Origin of the sequence: Streptomyces sp. NPDC001351 (assembly GCF_042896045.1) — a bacterium.
Classification (GTDB): domain Bacteria; phylum Actinomycetota; class Actinomycetes; order Streptomycetales; family Streptomycetaceae; genus Streptomyces.
This window is the reverse complement of record NZ_JBIAWS010000004.1, coordinates 118,414-134,165: the sequence shown is the minus strand read 5'-3', so window position 1 is coordinate 134,165 and position 15,752 is coordinate 118,414. Positions and strand designations below refer to the sequence as shown.

Below are 15,752 nucleotides of genomic sequence, written 5' to 3'. Positions count from 1 at the left end.
AGGCCGGAATCGAATCGAGCGGTGAATCGCGTTCGTCCCGGTCACGCGGCGGCGCTCACGGAGCTACGCTCGGTAGTGGCTGAGGTGATACACGCCGGGGTGTACCGGTCGGAGGTGCGTGCAGTGGCGGGCCAGTCCAGCAACTCGAGCTCCCAACCGCCTGTTGCGTGGCGGTATGCCGGCGACCAGCTGAAGCGGTGGCGTGCGAAGGCGGACGTCACGCGCGAGACACTCGCCTCCGCAGCCAACTACTCCCCGGACACCATCACGTCGATGGAGCGCGGCGTCCGCAGGCCGACCTCCCGTGTGCTGGACGTGGCGGACGAACTGTGCGATGCGCGGGGGATGTTGAGCGCCGCCAAGGAGTTCATGAACCGGGAGCGGTTCCCTGCGCGTGCGCAGGACTTCATGGAGCGGGAGAAGGAGGCGACCAGTATCTGGTGGTACGAAGTCACGTACATCCCTGGTCTGTTGCAGACGAAGGGGTACGCGCGCGCACTCATCGACAACCACGTTCCGCCTCTGGACGACGAGACGGTGGAGGAGCGGGTCGCGGCTCGGATGGAGCGACAGGCCATCCTCACGGACCGGAAGCCGCCGGTGGGGCTGAGCTTCGTTCTCTACGAGGCGGTTCTGCGCAGCCCGCAGGTGGACGACGAGCAGCTGCGCCGTCTCTTGGAGGTGGCGCGCCCCCGGAATGTCGTCGTGCAGGTACTTCCCTTCGAACGGGCCATTCCTGCGGCCCTCATGGGACCGATGGTGCTGCTGGAGACCCGGGACCACGAGCGATGCGCCTTCACGGAGGGGTCGTTCGCCAGCGAGCTTTCGGCCGATCCGGGGGTTGTCAGCCGTGTGACCGAGCGGCTTAGCATGATCCGCACGCAGGCTCTCGACCCCGATGAGTCGGCCCGCTTCATCGAACGGATGGTGGATCAGCCGTGAGCGACCCCCTGAAGTGGTTCAAGTCGAGCTACAGCGACAGCGAAGGTGGCAACTGCGTTGAGGTCGCGCTCGCCTGGTTCAAGTCGAGTTACAGCGACAGCGAGGGCGGCGCCTGCGTCGAAGTAGCGTTCGCCACCGCCATCCACGTTCGTGACTCCAAGCTCCCCGCGAGCCCCGAGCTCCACGTCACGGCCTCCGCCTGGGCGGCGTTCGTTTCCGCAGTTCAGCCCGGAGCTTGAGCCTCGGGCTTCGAGCTCCTCCAATGGGTTTTCTGGGTTCTGGTTTGGTTGAAATCCAACCCAACCAACCAAGTCTGTACGTGAGTTGGGGCGTCGTACCTCGAATGAGTGACGTTCCGTGATCGGCTTGCTTCGGAACGTAAAGCCGCTCTAGGTTCACGGCAAACAAGCAAATAGTTCGGCCCCGGTCGGTGCGCCAACACCGGCTCCGGGGCCTGACCCACCGATCGAATGCGAGCTTCGACCGTGGCTTACGCCCAGCCTAGTCCTGCCCTGCCGTCCCCGTCGCACCCCATGGCCAAATCGGGCTACGGAAAACGCGCCGTGGGTGACGAAGACCCGCACGCCGACCCGGACTTCGCACATCTGAGCCAGCGGGACCGTGAGATCGCCGTCTTCGTCGACCATCTCGAAGACGGCCACGCGATGGGCTACAAAGTCATCGCCGCCGAGCATCCGCGCTACGGCCAGCAGGCGACCCGCGTCTCCCTGGGAGTCCTCGTCGTCGTCGGCCACCTGCGCTGGATCAAGGAGCACATCACCGCCGAGGACGGCTCGATGCGGTGGGTGACGCGGACGTACTGGTCGCGTACCCGCAGGTCGCCGCAGTGGTGGGCCGACTTCGCACGGGCGCGCGACGGCAAGGACGTGACCGCGCACTACCAGCCGGGGCTGGCCCGGGTCGAGGAACTCCCCGGCGCCGCTGAGGACGAACCTGAGCCCGCCCCGCAGCCCGAACAGCCCGAACAGCCCGAGTCGGACGAAGAGGCCGCCGAGCAGCCCAGCGCCGCCTATCTCGCCCTCGCCGAACTCCGCGCTTTCGACGCCCGTATGTCCCTGTCCGACCGCGACTGCCGGGCACTCGAGTCCCTGGCCGCGGAATGGCTGGCGTGCGGCGCGACGACGTACGACCTCGCGAAGGCCCTGACCGACGGGCTGCCGCCCGCCGTCACCAACCCGGGCGGACTCGCCCGCAACCGATTGGAGAGCAAGATGCCCCCGAAGAAGGCCAAGGTGCGCCAGAAGGCCGCCCCGGCTCGTGCTCGTGTCACCCGCGTGATCATGGCGTGCGGCCTTTGCGACGCGGATGAACGGACGGCGGAGATCGTCGACGGCCTGTGCCGCGAGTGCCGTGCGGAGATCGAGTTGGAGATCCAGGGCGCAGCGCCGATGCCGGTGGTCCCGGAGACGTTCCTGTCCGGCCCGGCACCCGACGTGGTGGACGTCACGCGCTGGGCCGCGGAGGTCCGCGCGGCCGGCGGTCTGCGGTCGAGGGCCGGGCGGCGGATGTGACCGGGCTGAACGAAGAGGCCGGGCGCCTGTCCGTGGACCTCGGCCAGGACCTCACCGCCCGGCTGCGGTCATACGTGGAGGGCTCGCGGCGGTCGGTCTGTGCCGTGGTGGCGGACGCCGTGGAGGAATACCTCGGTGCCCATCCGGACCACGAGCAGCTGCGTGCCGCCGGGCTCGCGGCCATGCGGGAGTACGAGGCGGAGTTCGGTGCCTTCACCGAGGCGGAGCGCGCGGAGGCCGATGCGCGGATCGACCGGCTCTTCGATACCGCGGACGACGGCCAGCACGACGCTCGGGACGGGAGCAGCGTATGAGCGTGCAGGACGTGCCGGTCAGGGCACCATGGTGTCGAGGAGGCGACGCCATGACCCCCAGGATCGAGAACCGGCCGCAGATGTCCGTCGAGGAGTTCGAGGAGCTGGAGCGCCATGCCCCGGAGACCGTGTGGCTGGAGTTCATCAACGGAAAGGTCGTGGTCAAGCCCATGGCGGACGGCAACCATCGCGAGATGATCGCGTGGCTGCAACGGGTGTGCATGCAGCATCGCCCTGACCTCTGGCTTCACTCGGAGAGTGGCCTGAAGACGGAGCGCTACCGCAAGGGACGCGCCCGCGCCGACGGGGTTCTCGTGCGCGTGGGCGGGTTGAAAGGACACGGCGAGTGGTCGGATGCGGGCGCCGCTCTGATGGCTGTGGAGGTCACTTCCTACGACTCCGACACGAACAAGCGTGACCGAGTCGAGAAGCCCGACGGCTACGCGGCCGCAGGCATCCCCGTCTACCTCCTCATCGACCGCGACGACTGCTCGCTCATCGTGTTCAATCAGCCGCAGGACGGCCGCTACCGGCACGAGGAGAAGCTTCCCTTCGGCGCGACCCTGAAGCTCCCCGAGCCGGTGAACATCACCCTCGACACCGAGCCCCTCAAGGAGTTCGTGGACTGAGTCGCCCACCCGTCACAGCCCCCACACGCCCTTCCCCACAGCCGTAACTCCACCGGTCAACGCCAGCAACAACACCAGCAGTCGGGCTCGTCTCTCGGGTATCCGCTCGGCGAGCCCCCTGCCGATCACCGCCCCGACCACCATCGCGGCGACGACCCATCCCCAGCGCGCCCCGCCCAGCTCCGGCACCCCGTTCGCCGCCACCGAGAACGCGTTCACCACCACCCCGTAGAACTGGGCGTTCGGTACGAACTCCCGTACCGTCCAGCCCGCGTTGACGGCGTACAAGGACACCGGTGGCCCGCCCACGCCCGCCGCCGAGTTCATGAACCCTCCCACCGCGCCCGCCACGACCGCACCCCTCGTGCCCCGCAACGCAGGCACCCGCGCACCCCGCATCACCAGCAGCACCGCGACCGTCACCAGCCCGCCCATAACCAACAGCAGCACAGGCGGGGGGAGTTGACGGGTCAGCCAGGCCCCCGCCGGTACCGTGCACGCCGCCGCCGCGCACAGCGGCAGCATCGCGCCCGGCCGCACCCGCCGCCAGCCGCCCGCCAGGCCCACGACGCTGATGGCCCCCGCCGCGCAGTTGGCGAGCACGACACCCTCGGCGGGCCCCAGCAGCAGCACCAGCGCGGGCACGGCGACCAGCGCGAACCCCATGCCGGTCAGCCACTGCACGGAGGATCCGAGCAGCACGATGCCCGCCAGCAGTAGGTCCGTCGTGATCACGCGGTCACTCCATGTGAGTTGGGTGGGTCTTGGATCAGCGCTGTACGACCGTTGCACGGGCCCTAACCAGTGAAAAGCGAGTCTGGAGTCACTTCCCCGGCAGGGAGGTCGAAGACCCGGAACCGCACCGAAACTGGAGACAGCGATGACCCGTCGTTCCCTCAGCAAGCGCGTAGCCATCGTCGTCGCCGCCGCCCTCGCCGCCGTCGGTACCTTCGCTGCCGGAGTCGGTGTAGCCGGCTCCGACCCCGCCCCGAAGGCGAGCAAGAAGCAGATAGCCGGGCTGTTCAACACCTGGAACAAGACGCTGCAGACCGGTGACCCGGAGAAGGTCGCGGACCTGTACGCGGACGACGCGGTCCTGCTGCCCACCGTCTCCAACGAGGTGCGTACCGACCGCGCCGGGATCGTCGACTACTTCCAGCACTTCCTGGAGAACAAGCCGGTCGGGAAGAAGATCCGGACCATCGTCAATGTCCTCGACGACAACTCCGCCATCGACACCGGCGTGTACCAGTTCACGCTCACCGACCACACGACCGGGAAGAAGAGCGTCGTCAAGGCCCGCTACACGTACGAGTACGAGAAGCGGGACGGCAAGTGGCTGATCGTCAACCACCACTCCTCGAAGATGCCCGAAGGCTGATCCTGACCTCCAGCCCGCCCCCGGGGGCGTCCCGCAGGGTCACGGTCCCGCCGTCGTCGGTCACCAGCTGCTTGACGACGGCGAGGCCGAGGCCCGAACCGGAGCGCCCGGTCAGACCCTGGCCGCGCCAGAAGCGGTCGAAGGCGCGGGACTTCTCCGCGTCGGTCATGCCGGGGCCCTGGTCGAGGACGGAGAGCACCACTTCCGCGCCCTTCTCCTCGACCCGCACGGTGATCGTGGCGCCGTCCGGTGAGACCTCCAGCGCATTCGAGAGCACGTTGTCCAGCACCTGGTCCAGATGACCGGGGCTGGCCAGCACAGACGGCCGGCCGTCGACACCACTCCCCCCGAGCGCGATGGTGACTCCGCGCTCGTCGGCGGCCGGTCTCCACACCGACAGCCGTTCGGACACGATCTCCCCGAGGGGAAGCGGCTCCGCGGCCGTCACCTTCGCCTCGGCCCGTGCGAGCACCAGCAGGCCGTTGACCATGCGGCTCATCCGGACCACCTCGGCGGTCGCCTGCTCCACGTCCTCCCGTACGAACTCGTCGTCCACGCAATCCGCGATGTTGTCCAGCGAGAGCCTCAACGCCGTGAGGGGCGTGCGGAGTTGGTGCGAGGCGTCCGCCACGAAGATCCGCTGCGAGGCGACCAGCGTGTCCAGGCGTTCCGCGCCCTGGTTCAGGGTGCGGGCGAGGGTCTGGGTCTCCGGCGGGCCCGTCACCGGGGAGCGGGCGGTGAGGTCGCCGTCGCCGAACTTGCTGGCCATGTCGTTGAGTTCGCGCAGCGGGGCGGTGATCCGGCGGGCCGCGACCGCGCCGATCAGCGCCGCCACCCCGAGCACCGCCACCGCGAGCCCCGCCCGGAAGCCCCAGATCGTCCACAGCCTGTGGGTGAGATGCGAGGTCGGGTACACCACCCGCACGGCCGCCCGCCCCTGAGCGGGCACGGTGACCTCGAGCCGCTTGCCCCAGATGAAGTCGGAGCCCCAGTCGGTCGTGGACCGGTTCTGCTCCACGGCCCGGGTCAGCGCCGCGTTCGCGGTCGGCCTGGGGATGTCCGGGGAGCAACTGCCGGTAGGGGTCACCTGGACGGTGCCGGGGGTCTCGTCGCTGTACGCCCTGGCCACCTTCTCCAGGGCGTCGCACGAGATCCGGTCGCCGCCGCCGAGCAGCAGCGCCATCGTCCTGGCCTCGCGCAGCACGGACAGCTCGGTGTCGTCGCGCAACTGCTGGGTGAGCGTGAAGGCCACCGGCACGGTGAACAGCAGGATGGCGACGGCGACGAGCAGGATGTAACTGCGGATGAGCCGGCGGTTCATGACGCCCCGGCGTCCTTGACGTCCTTGACGTCCCTGGCCTCCTTGACGATCTCCAGCCGGAAGCCGACCCCGCGCACCGCCTCGATGGCGAGGACCCCGGTGAACTTCCGCCGCAGCGCCGCCACATGGACGTCGAGCGTCTTGGTCGGCCCGAACCAGTTCGCGTCCCAGACCGCTTCCATGATCTGCTCCCGGGACATCAGCGCGCCCGGCTCCTCGGTGAGGAAGGCCAGCAGGTCGTACTCCTTGGGTGCGAGGGCGACCTCCGCGCCGTCCACGTGCACCCGGGCCGCCTTGCGGTCGATCGTCAGCCGGGGCCCGTACCGGTCCGGACCGCCCGCGGCCATCTCCGGCGTACGGGCCTGCACCCGTCGCAGCACCGCCCGTATCCGCGCGATGACCTCCCGGACCCCGAACGGCTTGGACACGTAGTCGTCCGCGCCGAGCTCCAGGCCCACCACCCGGTCCGTCTCGTCGCTGCGCGCGCTGATCACGATGATCGGCACGTCGCCGCGTTCGCGCAGCGCCTTGCAGACGTCCAGTCCGTCGGTGTCGGGCAGACCGAGGTCGAGCAGGACGACGTCGTAGGGGTCCTTGTGGCGCAGCGCGTCGCCGCCCGTGGTGACCCACGCCACCTCGAAGCCGTAACGCAGCAGTCCTCGCCGGAGCGACTCGGCGACCGGTTCGTCGTCTTCCACCAGCAGTACGCGCACAGCCGAACCCTAGTGGTTGAAACTTAAAGACGATGGTGGAGGAGCCTCCTGCCGATCAAGAGGCGCACGCCCATGGCCCCGGTGCGGGGACGCGAAAGGAGCCCGCTTTGGGCGGGCCCCTCAAGGGTGGCGTGGTGGGCGGCGTATGCCGGCCCCGGCCGACCGTGTTACCTCGTCAGCAGCCCGGGAAGGTCGCCGACGGGGTCTCGTAGACCTTGCCGTTCTCGAGCTTGAGCAGGCCGACGGCCGAGTTGCAGGGCCAGCTCATGGTCCAGGTGCTGGTGGCGCGGTCGTTCTTGTCGATCTTCTCCAGCTTGTCGTACGTCGACGTACCGCGCATGCGGTACCCCAGGTGCGCCTTGATGGAGTCGCCGTCCTTCTTCGTGTAGATGGTGGTGATGGACTGCGGACTGTTGTCCATGACGATACAGAGCTGCCCGTTGTCCAGAGAGGTGCACTTGACGTGGTCCCCCGACCTCTGCGCCACCGGGTTGGGCGCCTGGGTGCCGGCTGCGTGAGCCGGAACCGAGAGAAGCGAGAAGCCGACGGCCGCAGACGCGGCGACGGCCAGCGAGAAACGACGAATCATGGAGATCTCCCCCGTTCAGTGGTGGTCGGCAACGCACGATACAGATTTTCGATCATGAGTACGGGTGTATTTCCGGCCAAGATCCAGCCTTGTTCGATTTCGTTCGATCCAAAGGTGCAGGGAGTGGCGAGGTGACCTGCACCACTTCCCGCGTACGGGGCTCGCGACCGGGCAGATGCCCTCCCGGAGCGCCCGAATCTCACCATCTGGTATCCCCAAGGTCGTTTTCGGACGCTCGTTAGACTGAACCGACCGCCGTACTCATGCGTACGTGCGGAAAGACACGGACTGAGCGAGGAGCGCACGTGGGCCTTGTCGTGCAGAAGTACGGAGGCTCCTCCGTAGCCGATGCCGAGGGCATCAAGCGCGTCGCCAAGCGGATCGTGGAAGCGAAGAAGAACGGCCACCAAGTGGTCGTGGTCGTTTCCGCGATGGGCGACACGACGGACGAGCTGATCGATCTCGCCGAGCAGGTATCCCCGATGCCGGCCGGGCGTGAGTTCGACATGCTGCTGACCGCCGGAGAGCGGATCTCCATGGCACTGCTGGCCATGGCGATCAAGAACCTGGGTCACGAGGCCCAGAGCTTCACCGGCAGCCAGGCAGGCGTCATCACCGACTCCGTTCACAACAAAGCCCGCATCATCGACGTCACGCCCGGCCGTATCCGCACGGCCCTCGACGAGGGCAACATCGCCATCGTCGCCGGGTTCCAGGGCGTCAGCCAGGACAAGAAGGACATCACCACGCTCGGCCGCGGTGGTTCCGACACGACGGCCGTCGCGCTGGCCGCCGCACTCGACGCCGAGGTGTGCGAGATCTACACCGACGTCGACGGCGTGTTCACCGCCGACCCGCGCGTGGTGAAGAAGGCGAAGAAGATCGACTGGATCGCCTTCGAGGACATGCTGGAGCTCGCCGCCTCCGGCTCCAAGGTGCTGCTCCACCGCTGTGTGGAGTACGCCCGCCGCTACAACATCCCGATCCACGTCCGCTCCAGCTTCAGCGGGCTGCAGGGCACGTGGGTCAGCAGTGAGCCGATCGAGCAAGGGGACAAGAAGGTGGAGCAGGCCATCATCTCCGGTGTCGCGCACGACACCTCGGAGGCCAAGGTCACGGTCGTCGGCGTCCCGGACAAGCCGGGCGAGGCCGCCTCGATCTTCCGTGCCATCGCCGACGCCGAGATCAACATCGACATGGTCGTGCAGAACGTGTCCGCCGCCTCCACCGGGCTGACGGACATCTCCTTCACCCTGCCCAAGACCGAGGGCCGCAAGGCCATCGACGCCCTGGAGCGGGCGAAGACGGCCATCGGGTTCGACTCACTGCGCTACGACGACCAGATCGGCAAGATTTCGCTGGTCGGAGCGGGTATGAAGACCAACCCGGGTGTCACGGCGTCCTTCTTCGAGGCGCTGTCCGACGCCGGCGTGAACATCGAGCTGATCTCGACCTCGGAGATCCGTATCTCGGTCGTCACCCGCGCCGACGACGTGCCGGAGGCCGTGCGTGCCGTGCACTCCGCCTTCGGCCTGGACTCCGACACCGCCGAGGCGGTCGTCTACGGCGGCACCGGACGCTGATGCCCGGGCCCGTACGCCCGACGCTCGCGGTCGTGGGAGCGACCGGAGCCGTCGGCACGGTCATGCTCCAGATCCTGTCCCAGCACGCGGACATCTGGGGCGAGATCCGTCTGATCGCCTCACCGCGCTCGGCCGGCCGCAAGCTGGCCGTGCGCGGTCAGGAGGTCGAGGTGGTCGCCCTGACCGAGGAGGCCTTCGACGGGGTCGACGTCGCCATGTTCGACGTACCCGACGAGGTGTCCGCGCACTGGGCGCCGATCGCCGCGGCCAAGGGCGCGGTGGTGGTGGACAACTCGGGCGCCTTCCGGATGGACCCGGAGGTACCGCTGGTGGTCCCGGAGGTCAATCCGCACTGCGCCCGCCGCCGGCCCCGCGGGATCATCGCCAACCCGAACTGCACGACCCTGTCCATGATCGTGGCCCTGGGCGCGCTGCACGCCGAGTTCGGGCTGCGTGAGCTGGTGGTCTCCTCGTACCAGGCGGTCAGCGGGGCGGGCCGGGCCGGGGTGGAGACCCTGCGGCAGCAGCTGTCCCTCGTCGCCGGTACGGAGCTGGGGACCAGCCCCGGGGACGTGCGGCGGGCCGTCGGCGACAACACCGGGCCGTTCCCGGAGCCGGTCGCGCTGAACGTCGTACCGTGGGCCGGTTCGCTGCGCGAGGACGGCTGGTCCTCGGAGGAGATGAAGGTGCGGGACGAGTCCCGCAAGATCCTCGGCCTGCCCCGGCTGCCCGTCGCCGTGACCTGCGTACGGGTACCGGTGGTCACCACGCACTCCCTCACCGTCCACGCCCGCTTCCAGGGCGAGGTCACCGTCGACGGGGCCCGGGAGATCCTCGCCACCGCCCCCGGCGTCGTCCTCTTCGACGACCCGGCCGCCGGCGAGTTCCCCACACCCGCCGACGTCGTGGGCACCGACCCGACCTGGGTGGGCCGGGTGCGTCGCGCGCTCGACGACCCCACGGCGCTCGAACTCTTCGTCTGCGGCGACAACCTCCGCAAGGGCGCGGCCCTCAACACCGCACAGATCGCGGAACTGGTGGCGACCGAGTTCGCGTGACGCACCCCACGGGGGCAAAGGCGTCGTACACGGTTGTACGTAGTCGTACGCGGTTGTACGCAAAGGAAGGCTGTCGGCCCGTCCCGGGAGACTTTGTAAGATCGGTGTACGAAGTGTGAGCCGGTAGATGGTCCGGACCACTTGCTGCGGACCCCCTCGGCATCCGAAGATTTTCCTCCCCGCTCTCCGCAACCGCGCGAAGGGCGGGGAGCGTCTTTGCGAACGCCCTTCGGGGTGCGGGGATGCGCGGCGAGGCGTGGGGACGCCTCGGCCATTCGGATATAGGGGAAGAGCGGGTAGGCATGAGGGCGTTTGACGCACGGTCAGTTGTGCTGCCTGACGCGAGACGGCCGGCTGCGGCACATGACGCGAAAGTGACGCCCGGCACGTACAACCCTCATGGAGGGAAACGTGTCCAACTGGCGTGGCTCAGGTTCTCGACTTCCCTGCCGCGACTCGCGGCCGACCCCGCATGCCCGGCGCGCCCGGCGGCATGCCGGTGATCGCGCCCATGCCCGCAGCGCGGCCCGCCCGCATTCCGAATCAGCGTGACGGCGCCGACTACGCCGAGGACACGGCGGCGGCCGGTACGACCGTCGACCACCTCACCGAGACCTACCGTGCGCACTACCGCTCGCTGCTGGGGCTCGCCGCCCTCCTGCTCGACGACACCGCCTCCTGCGAGGACGTCGTCCAGGAGGCCTTCATCCGCGTGCACTCGGCACGCAAACGGGTCCGCGACCCGGAGAAGACGCTCGCCTATCTGCGTCAGACGGTCGTCAATCTCTCCCGCTCCGCCTTGCGCCGCCGCATCCTGGGCCTCAAGCTCCTGTCCAAGCCGATGCCCGACATGGCGAGCGCCGAGGAGGGCGCGTACGACCAGCTGGAGCGCGACTCCCTGATCAAGGCGATGAAGGGACTGCAGCGTCGCCAGCGCGAGGTCCTGGTACTGCGCTACTTCGCGGACATGACCGAGGCGCAGGTCGCCGAGACGCTCGGGATATCGCTGGGCTCGGTGAAGGCGTACGGCTCCCGCGGCATCGCGGCCCTGCGCCTCGCGATGGAGACACCGGCATGAACAAGTACGGCGAGGGACGTGATTCCCGTGACCGCCATGAGCCCTTCGCATGGCACGAGCCGACGGCAACGCAAGAGCAAGAGCACAGGCAATCGCACGCTGGGAACGGAACTGTGAAACACGGCCCCGACGACCAGAGCCCCGAGGACGGGCTCGACTCGGACGAGCTGGCTCTGCGCAGGATGCTGCACCAGGCGGTGCAGACGGTGGAACCGCGCGACGGCACGCTGGACCACCTGCGGCGGGCCGTGCCCGCACGGCGCGCCCGCAAGCGGCAGGCGATGGTCGGCATGGCGGCCGCCGCGCTGTTCCTCGGCACCGCCGTCCCGGCCCTGCTGCACGTCTCCAACTCCACCGGCTCCGACGTCAACCCGTCCGTCGCCGGCCAGGCCTCGCAGGCCCAGGGCGGGGCGAGCCAGGGAAAAAACGCGGACGGCAGTGAGAGCACTGCCGGCGGCAACCAGGGCAAGTCCCAGGGCAAGGGCAGGGGCGACTCGAAGGGCGACGGCAAGAGCAAGGGCACCGGTACGGGCACGGGCGGCGCCGGCACCGACCCCTCGGCCACCAGCGCCTCCAGCGCCCCCGTGTGCACGTCCGACCAGCTCGGCTCGTCCACCGAGTCCGTCGCCGCGCCCGACGCCGGGGGTGCGGTCTACGGCACCTTCCGCGTCGTCAACATCTCCAGCTCCGCCTGTACCGTCGGCGGTGTGGGCACCGTGAGCGCGCTCGCGCAGGGCGCCGCGGACGCCACCAAGATCTCCACGGCACGGCATGTGGTCGGGGACGCCGCGGCCGGCCTGCCCGCACCGTCGACCGAGATCACCGGGCTGCAGCTGCAGCCGGGCGCGGCCTACGAGGTGAAGTTCGCCTGGATCCCCTCCGCGACCTGTCCCACCACGGGCGGGTCCACGGGCGGCACCACCGACGGCGGCTCCACCCCCAGCCCGACCCCGACCCCCGACGCCGGCAGTTCCTCCGGCACCACCTCCACCGGCACGGACAGTGGCGTCACCACCCAGATGATGACAGCGGACGGTACGGCAGACGGCAGCGTGATCGTGTCCCACACAACGGCGGCGGGCTCCCCGACGGTCTCGGCGACGGTCTCCAACGCGTGCGCGGGGACGGTCATCTACACCGGAGTGCTGACGGGGGCGTAGACCCTCCAGCCTCTCGGCCTGCGGCCAGCCGTGTCACCTCGCTGTGGCTTGTGGGGAGAGTCGTCTGCTCCGCCCGCCGTAGTCTGCGGGCAATCGTGCCGCCAAGGGCGGCACCCTTCCCAAGGACAGGCGGCACCCCGCAAGCGCGGGCAAGTGACGCCGCCCCCCAGGCCGCAGCGCCGGTGCAGCCGAATCCGGGTCAGACGGCAACGCCCTCTTCCTCGGCCACCAACCCCATCTCGGCGTCCCGGGCGAACTCCGCCTCCCGCCGCAGCAACCGGAACCACATGAACACCACAAACCCGGCGAAGACAAACCACTCCCCGGTGTAACCCAGGTTCTGGAACGCCTTCAGATCCAGCCCGGAGTCCGCAGGCGCCGTCGCCGGCACGGCAGTCATCCCGCCGTCGGCCTTGTCCAGCGTGACCCACGCGTCATACACCTCGTACGGCACAAGATTCACCAGCGAAGCCGAGCTGATCGCCGCGGTCTGCCCGCCCGGCAGCCCACCCTGCGCGCTCACCCCGTTGTCCCCCGGCGTCTCGGACGCCTGCAGCGCACCGGTGACGGTGACCTCACCGCTCGGCGCGGCGGGCGCTTTCGCCGCGTCGGCGGCACCCGGCAGCCACCCCCGCACCACGGGCAGCGCCTTGCCGCCGTCGGTGCGCAGCAGCGTCAGCACATAGAAACCGCGCTTGCCGTCGAGCTGCCGGTCAGGCACGAGCAGCTGCTTGCCGTACCGCCCGGTCGCGGTGGCCTGCCTGCCGGAGGTCGCCTTGTTCACCGGCAACAGCTCCCGCAGCGGCCGCGCCGCCTCGTGCCGGTCCGTCGTGACCTGCTCGGTCGCGTCCCGGTGGGCCTGCACCCGGTCCTCGAACCGGCTCAGCTGCCAGGACCCCATGAAGATGCAGAAGGGGATGGCGAGCAGCACGAAGACGTTGATCCCCCACCAACGGGGCGTCAGCAGAAACCGGTACACGCTGTCAACGGTACGGGGCGGCCACGGAGGCCTCGCCGCGGGGGTGCGAGACGTCGTGCTCGTGCAGGAACTCGATGCGCAGCCCCGCCGCCGCGAGCGCGGAGACGACCTCGCCGAGCGGGTGCGTCCACTCCACGGTCCGGTTGTGGACGGTGGCGGTGCTCTCCGCCGCGTATGTGCCGGGAGGTCGTAGACCTGCGGCTCGCGGTCGAAGCGGTCGCGGCGGCGAGATCACGGGCGACCGCCACGGCCGGTTCGGAGAAGCCCGGGCCTACGACGCGGGCGGCGCCGTGCCGGGCCCAGGAGAGGGTGTCGGTGCCGAGGTGGCACTCCAGATGCAGCAGCGACTTGCCGGTCACATCGCCGACGTCTCGGGCCAGTCGGCACAAGCGGAGGAAGGGATGGGGGAGGACATGCGTCGGTCTTCCTGACCTGCTTGGACGCGTGTTCGGTAAATGCCCGGTAGAAGTTATCCACAGGCTGGGGGCCCCGCCAGCGAATTGTCTGTGGGGGCAGGCACTATGGGGCCATGACTGAGAGCAACGCCTCCGCCGCGCCGGAGCGGAACGAGGACATGCCGGACTGGGAGAAGCGCTTTCGGGCGCCGCGGGTGTCGCTGCCCGACTGGGCGGAGGACGCACCGGACCGCTCCCTGTTCGTGTCGAACGCGACGGGGACGTACGAGCTGTACGCCTGGGACCGGGCCACAGGCGTACAACGCCAGGTCACGGACCGTCCGAACGGCACGACGGAGGGCCTGCTCTCCCCCGACGGCGCATGGATCTGGTGGTTCGACGACAAGGACGGCGACGAGTTCGGCGTCTGGCGCAGACAGCGCTTCGAAGGCGGTGAGAACGAGCTCGCGGCGCCCGGCCTGGAGGCCTCCTACCCGGCGGGCCTGGCCCTCGCCCGGGACGGCGGCACGGCGATCGTCGGCCGCTCCACGGACGAGGACGGTACGACGATCCATCTCGCACGCTCCGGCGAGGACCCGGTGGAGATCTACCGCCACCGCGAGTCGGCGGGTGTCGGCGACCTCTCCCACGACGGTTCGCTGATCGCCATCGAGCACACGGAGCACGGCGACGCCATGCACTCCGCACTGCGCGTCCTGCGCCCCGACGGCACGGCGGTCGCCGAGCTGGACGACACCAAGGGCGGCACGGCCGAGCTGGGCCTGGAAGTCCTGGGCTTCGCCCCCGTCGAGGGTGACACCCGGCTGCTCATCGGCCACCAGCGCCGCGGCCGCTGGGAGCCCCTGGTCTGGGACGTGGCGACGGGCGAGGAGACCGACCTGGCCCTGGACCTGCCCGGCGACGTGAGCGCCGAGTGGTACCCGGACGGCACCGGCCTGCTCATCGTGCACAGCTTCGAGGCCCGCAGCGAGCTGTTCCGGTACGACCTGGCGAGCCGCGCCCTGACGCAGATCCCCACCCCGACCGGCACGGTCTCCGGCGCGACGGCCCGCCCCGACGGCAGCGTGGAGTACCTCTGGTCCTCGGCCGCCGAACCGTCGGCGGTCCGCTCGACCACGGGCGGGGTGGTCCTCGACCCGCCGGGCATGAAGTCCCCGGGCTCGGTTCCGGTGGAGGACGTGTGGGTGGACGGCCCCGGCGGCCGTATCCACGCCCTGGTCCAGAAGCCGCAGGGCGCCCTGGGCCCCCTGCCCACGGTCTTCGACATCCACGGCGGCCCCACCTGGCACGACAGCGACGCGTTCGCGGCGGGCCCGGCGGCCTGGGTCGACCACGGGTACGCGGTGATCCGCGTCAACTACCGCGGGTCCACCGGCTACGGCCGCGCCTGGACCGACGCCCTCAAGCACCGGGTCGGCCTCATCGAACTGGAGGACATCGAGGCGGTCCGCGCCTGGGCGGTGAACTCCGGCCTCGCGGACCCCGACCGCCTCATCCTCACCGGCGGCTCCTGGGGCGGCTACCTCACCCTCCTCGGCCTCGGCATCCAGCCGACGGCTTGGACGCTCGGCATCGCGGCGGTCCCGGTCGCCGACTACGTCACGGCGTACCACGACGAGATGGAGGCCCTGAAGGCCATGGACCGCACCCTCCTCGGCGGCACCCCCGAGGAGGTCCCCGAACGCTTCGAGGCCTCGTCCCCCCTGACCTACGTCGACCAGGTCAGAGCCCCGGTCTACATCTCGGCCGGCGTCAACGACCCCCGCTGCCCCATCCGCCAGATCGAGAACTACGTCAAACGTCTCGAAGCCCGCGGCGCCACCCACGAGGTCTACCGCTACGACGCGGGTCACGGTTCCTTGGTGGTGGACGAGAGAATCAAGCAGGTCCGGCTTGAACTGGAGTTCGCGGAGCGCCACTTGGGCGGTGCCTCCCAGTTGACGTAGCTGCGCACAGTCGTGCCGCCGTAGCCTGCGGGCAGTCGTGCCTCCCCCAGTGCCTTAAGGGCCTGGGCGGTGCCCCCAGGGGCGGCACCCGACCCAAAGAGAGCGGCACCC

16 protein-coding genes and 1 pseudogene are annotated in these 15,752 nt (G+C 69.6%); 11 read left to right on the top strand and 6 right to left on the bottom strand.

Translation table 11 applies throughout. The features are described 5' to 3' along the window. Positions 1-114 precede the first annotated feature (114 nt). From ACFY1U_RS15440 to ACFY1U_RS15420, 5 genes are all read left to right on the top strand, one after another. Positions 115-942, top strand: a complete 828-nt coding sequence (locus ACFY1U_RS15440; protein WP_390695210.1) for a helix-turn-helix domain-containing protein — start codon at positions 115-117, stop codon at positions 940-942. Beyond that, on the top strand, positions 939-1,181 hold the full coding sequence (locus ACFY1U_RS15435; protein ID WP_390694643.1) for a DUF397 domain-containing protein: 243 nt from the start codon (positions 939-941) through the stop codon (positions 1,179-1,181). Before ACFY1U_RS15440 ends, ACFY1U_RS15435 begins: the two co-directional genes overlap by 4 nt. Before the next feature lie 294 nt (positions 1,182-1,475). Continuing rightward, on the top strand, positions 1,476-2,474 hold the full coding sequence (locus ACFY1U_RS15430) for a hypothetical protein (protein ID WP_390694642.1): 999 nt from the start codon (positions 1,476-1,478) through the stop codon (positions 2,472-2,474). After that, a complete protein-coding gene (locus tag ACFY1U_RS15425) occupies positions 2,471-2,788 on the top strand; it encodes a hypothetical protein (RefSeq protein WP_390694641.1) in 318 nt (105 codons plus the stop codon). Before ACFY1U_RS15430 ends, ACFY1U_RS15425 begins: the two co-directional genes overlap by 4 nt. Before the next feature lie 50 nt (positions 2,789-2,838). Then, complete coding sequence (locus ACFY1U_RS15420; protein ID WP_390694640.1) at positions 2,839-3,417, top strand: Uma2 family endonuclease; 579 nt, start codon at positions 2,839-2,841, stop codon at positions 3,415-3,417. Between the two features lie 12 nt (positions 3,418-3,429). On the opposite strand, the gene ACFY1U_RS15415 is transcribed toward ACFY1U_RS15420, so the two are convergent. Continuing rightward, positions 3,430-4,149 (bottom strand): TSUP family transporter, encoded by a 720-nt coding sequence (locus ACFY1U_RS15415; RefSeq protein ID WP_390695209.1) that lies wholly within the window; start codon positions 4,147-4,149, stop codon positions 3,430-3,432. Between the two features lie 148 nt (positions 4,150-4,297). Here ACFY1U_RS15415 and ACFY1U_RS15410 point away from each other — a divergent pair, with 148 nt between their 5' ends. Further along, positions 4,298-4,798: an SgcJ/EcaC family oxidoreductase gene (locus ACFY1U_RS15410; protein WP_390694639.1), complete on the top strand. Its 501-nt coding sequence runs from the start codon at positions 4,298-4,300 to the stop codon at positions 4,796-4,798. Here the strand turns inward: ACFY1U_RS15410 and ACFY1U_RS15405 are convergent. From ACFY1U_RS15405 to ACFY1U_RS15395, 3 genes are all read right to left on the bottom strand, one after another. Beyond that, a complete protein-coding gene (locus ACFY1U_RS15405) occupies positions 4,764-6,119 on the bottom strand; it encodes a sensor histidine kinase (protein ID WP_390694638.1) in 1,356 nt (451 codons plus the stop codon). The two genes, ACFY1U_RS15410 and ACFY1U_RS15405, sit on opposite strands and share 35 nt — an antisense overlap. Continuing rightward, positions 6,116-6,832: a response regulator transcription factor gene (locus ACFY1U_RS15400; RefSeq protein ID WP_390694637.1), complete on the bottom strand. Its 717-nt coding sequence runs from the start codon at positions 6,830-6,832 to the stop codon at positions 6,116-6,118. The genes ACFY1U_RS15405 and ACFY1U_RS15400 overlap by 4 nt, the downstream gene beginning before the upstream one ends. Before the next feature lie 175 nt (positions 6,833-7,007). After that, the gene (locus ACFY1U_RS15395) at positions 7,008-7,421 is read right to left on the bottom strand and encodes a hypothetical protein (RefSeq protein WP_390694636.1); all 414 of its coding nucleotides are present in this window, start codon (positions 7,419-7,421) and stop codon (positions 7,008-7,010) included. A gap of 305 nt (positions 7,422-7,726) precedes the next feature. On the opposite strand from ACFY1U_RS15395, the gene ACFY1U_RS15390 reads away from it, so the two are divergent. The 4 genes from ACFY1U_RS15390 to ACFY1U_RS15375 all read left to right on the top strand — a co-directional run bounded on the left by ACFY1U_RS15390 (position 7,727) and on the right by ACFY1U_RS15375 (position 12,300). Next, the gene (locus tag ACFY1U_RS15390; protein ID WP_344405972.1) at positions 7,727-9,004 is read left to right on the top strand and encodes an aspartate kinase; all 1,278 of its coding nucleotides are present in this window, start codon (positions 7,727-7,729) and stop codon (positions 9,002-9,004) included. Continuing rightward, positions 9,004-10,062: an aspartate-semialdehyde dehydrogenase gene (locus ACFY1U_RS15385; protein ID WP_390694635.1), complete on the top strand. Its 1,059-nt coding sequence runs from the start codon at positions 9,004-9,006 to the stop codon at positions 10,060-10,062. Before ACFY1U_RS15390 ends, ACFY1U_RS15385 begins: the two co-directional genes overlap by 1 nt. A gap of 472 nt (positions 10,063-10,534) precedes the next feature. Continuing rightward, positions 10,535-11,140, top strand: a complete 606-nt coding sequence (locus ACFY1U_RS15380; RefSeq protein ID WP_389073336.1) for a SigE family RNA polymerase sigma factor — start codon at positions 10,535-10,537, stop codon at positions 11,138-11,140. 113 nt (positions 11,141-11,253) lie between these two features. Next, the gene (locus ACFY1U_RS15375; protein WP_390694634.1) at positions 11,254-12,300 is read left to right on the top strand and encodes a hypothetical protein; all 1,047 of its coding nucleotides are present in this window, start codon (positions 11,254-11,256) and stop codon (positions 12,298-12,300) included. A 199-nt stretch (positions 12,301-12,499) separates the two neighbouring features. Here the strand turns inward: ACFY1U_RS15375 and ACFY1U_RS15370 are convergent, their stop codons facing one another. Then, positions 12,500-13,279 carry an SURF1 family protein gene (locus tag ACFY1U_RS15370; protein WP_390694633.1) on the bottom strand — a complete coding sequence of 260 codons (780 nt, stop codon included), beginning with the start codon at positions 13,277-13,279 and terminating at the stop codon, positions 12,500-12,502. Positions 13,280-13,325: 46 nt separating this feature from the next. Further along, positions 13,326-13,668 (bottom strand): annotated as a pseudogene (locus ACFY1U_RS15365) (hypothetical protein); the annotation flags it as partial. Between the two features lie 140 nt (positions 13,669-13,808). On the opposite strand from ACFY1U_RS15365, the gene ACFY1U_RS15360 reads away from it, so the two are divergent. Continuing rightward, positions 13,809-15,641, top strand: coding sequence for a prolyl oligopeptidase family serine peptidase (locus tag ACFY1U_RS15360; RefSeq protein WP_390694632.1), 1,833 nt, complete (start codon positions 13,809-13,811; stop codon positions 15,639-15,641). Positions 15,642-15,752: the final 111 nt, after the last annotated feature.

What these genes read in the sequence shown, in the direction of transcription:
- ACFY1U_RS15430 (WP_390694642.1), top strand. Translation starts at nt 1,476, where the DNA reads ATGGCCAAATCGGGCTACGGAAAACGCGCCGTGGGTGACGAAGACCCG.
- ACFY1U_RS15420 (WP_390694640.1), top strand. Translation starts at nt 2,839, where the DNA reads ATGACCCCCAGGATCGAGAACCGGCCGCAGATGTCCGTCGAGGAGTTC.
- ACFY1U_RS15410 (WP_390694639.1), top strand. Translation starts at nt 4,298, where the DNA reads ATGACCCGTCGTTCCCTCAGCAAGCGCGTAGCCATCGTCGTCGCCGCC.
- ACFY1U_RS15405 (WP_390694638.1), bottom strand. Translation starts at nt 6,119, where the DNA reads ATGAACCGCCGGCTCATCCGCAGTTACATCCTGCTCGTCGCCGTCGCC.
- ACFY1U_RS15395 (WP_390694636.1), bottom strand. Translation starts at nt 7,421, where the DNA reads ATGATTCGTCGTTTCTCGCTGGCCGTCGCCGCGTCTGCGGCCGTCGGC.
- ACFY1U_RS15385 (WP_390694635.1), top strand. Translation starts at nt 9,004, where the DNA reads ATGCCCGGGCCCGTACGCCCGACGCTCGCGGTCGTGGGAGCGACCGGA.
- ACFY1U_RS15380 (WP_389073336.1), top strand. Translation starts at nt 10,535, where the DNA reads ATGCCCGGCGCGCCCGGCGGCATGCCGGTGATCGCGCCCATGCCCGCA.
- ACFY1U_RS15360 (WP_390694632.1), top strand. Translation starts at nt 13,809, where the DNA reads ATGACTGAGAGCAACGCCTCCGCCGCGCCGGAGCGGAACGAGGACATG.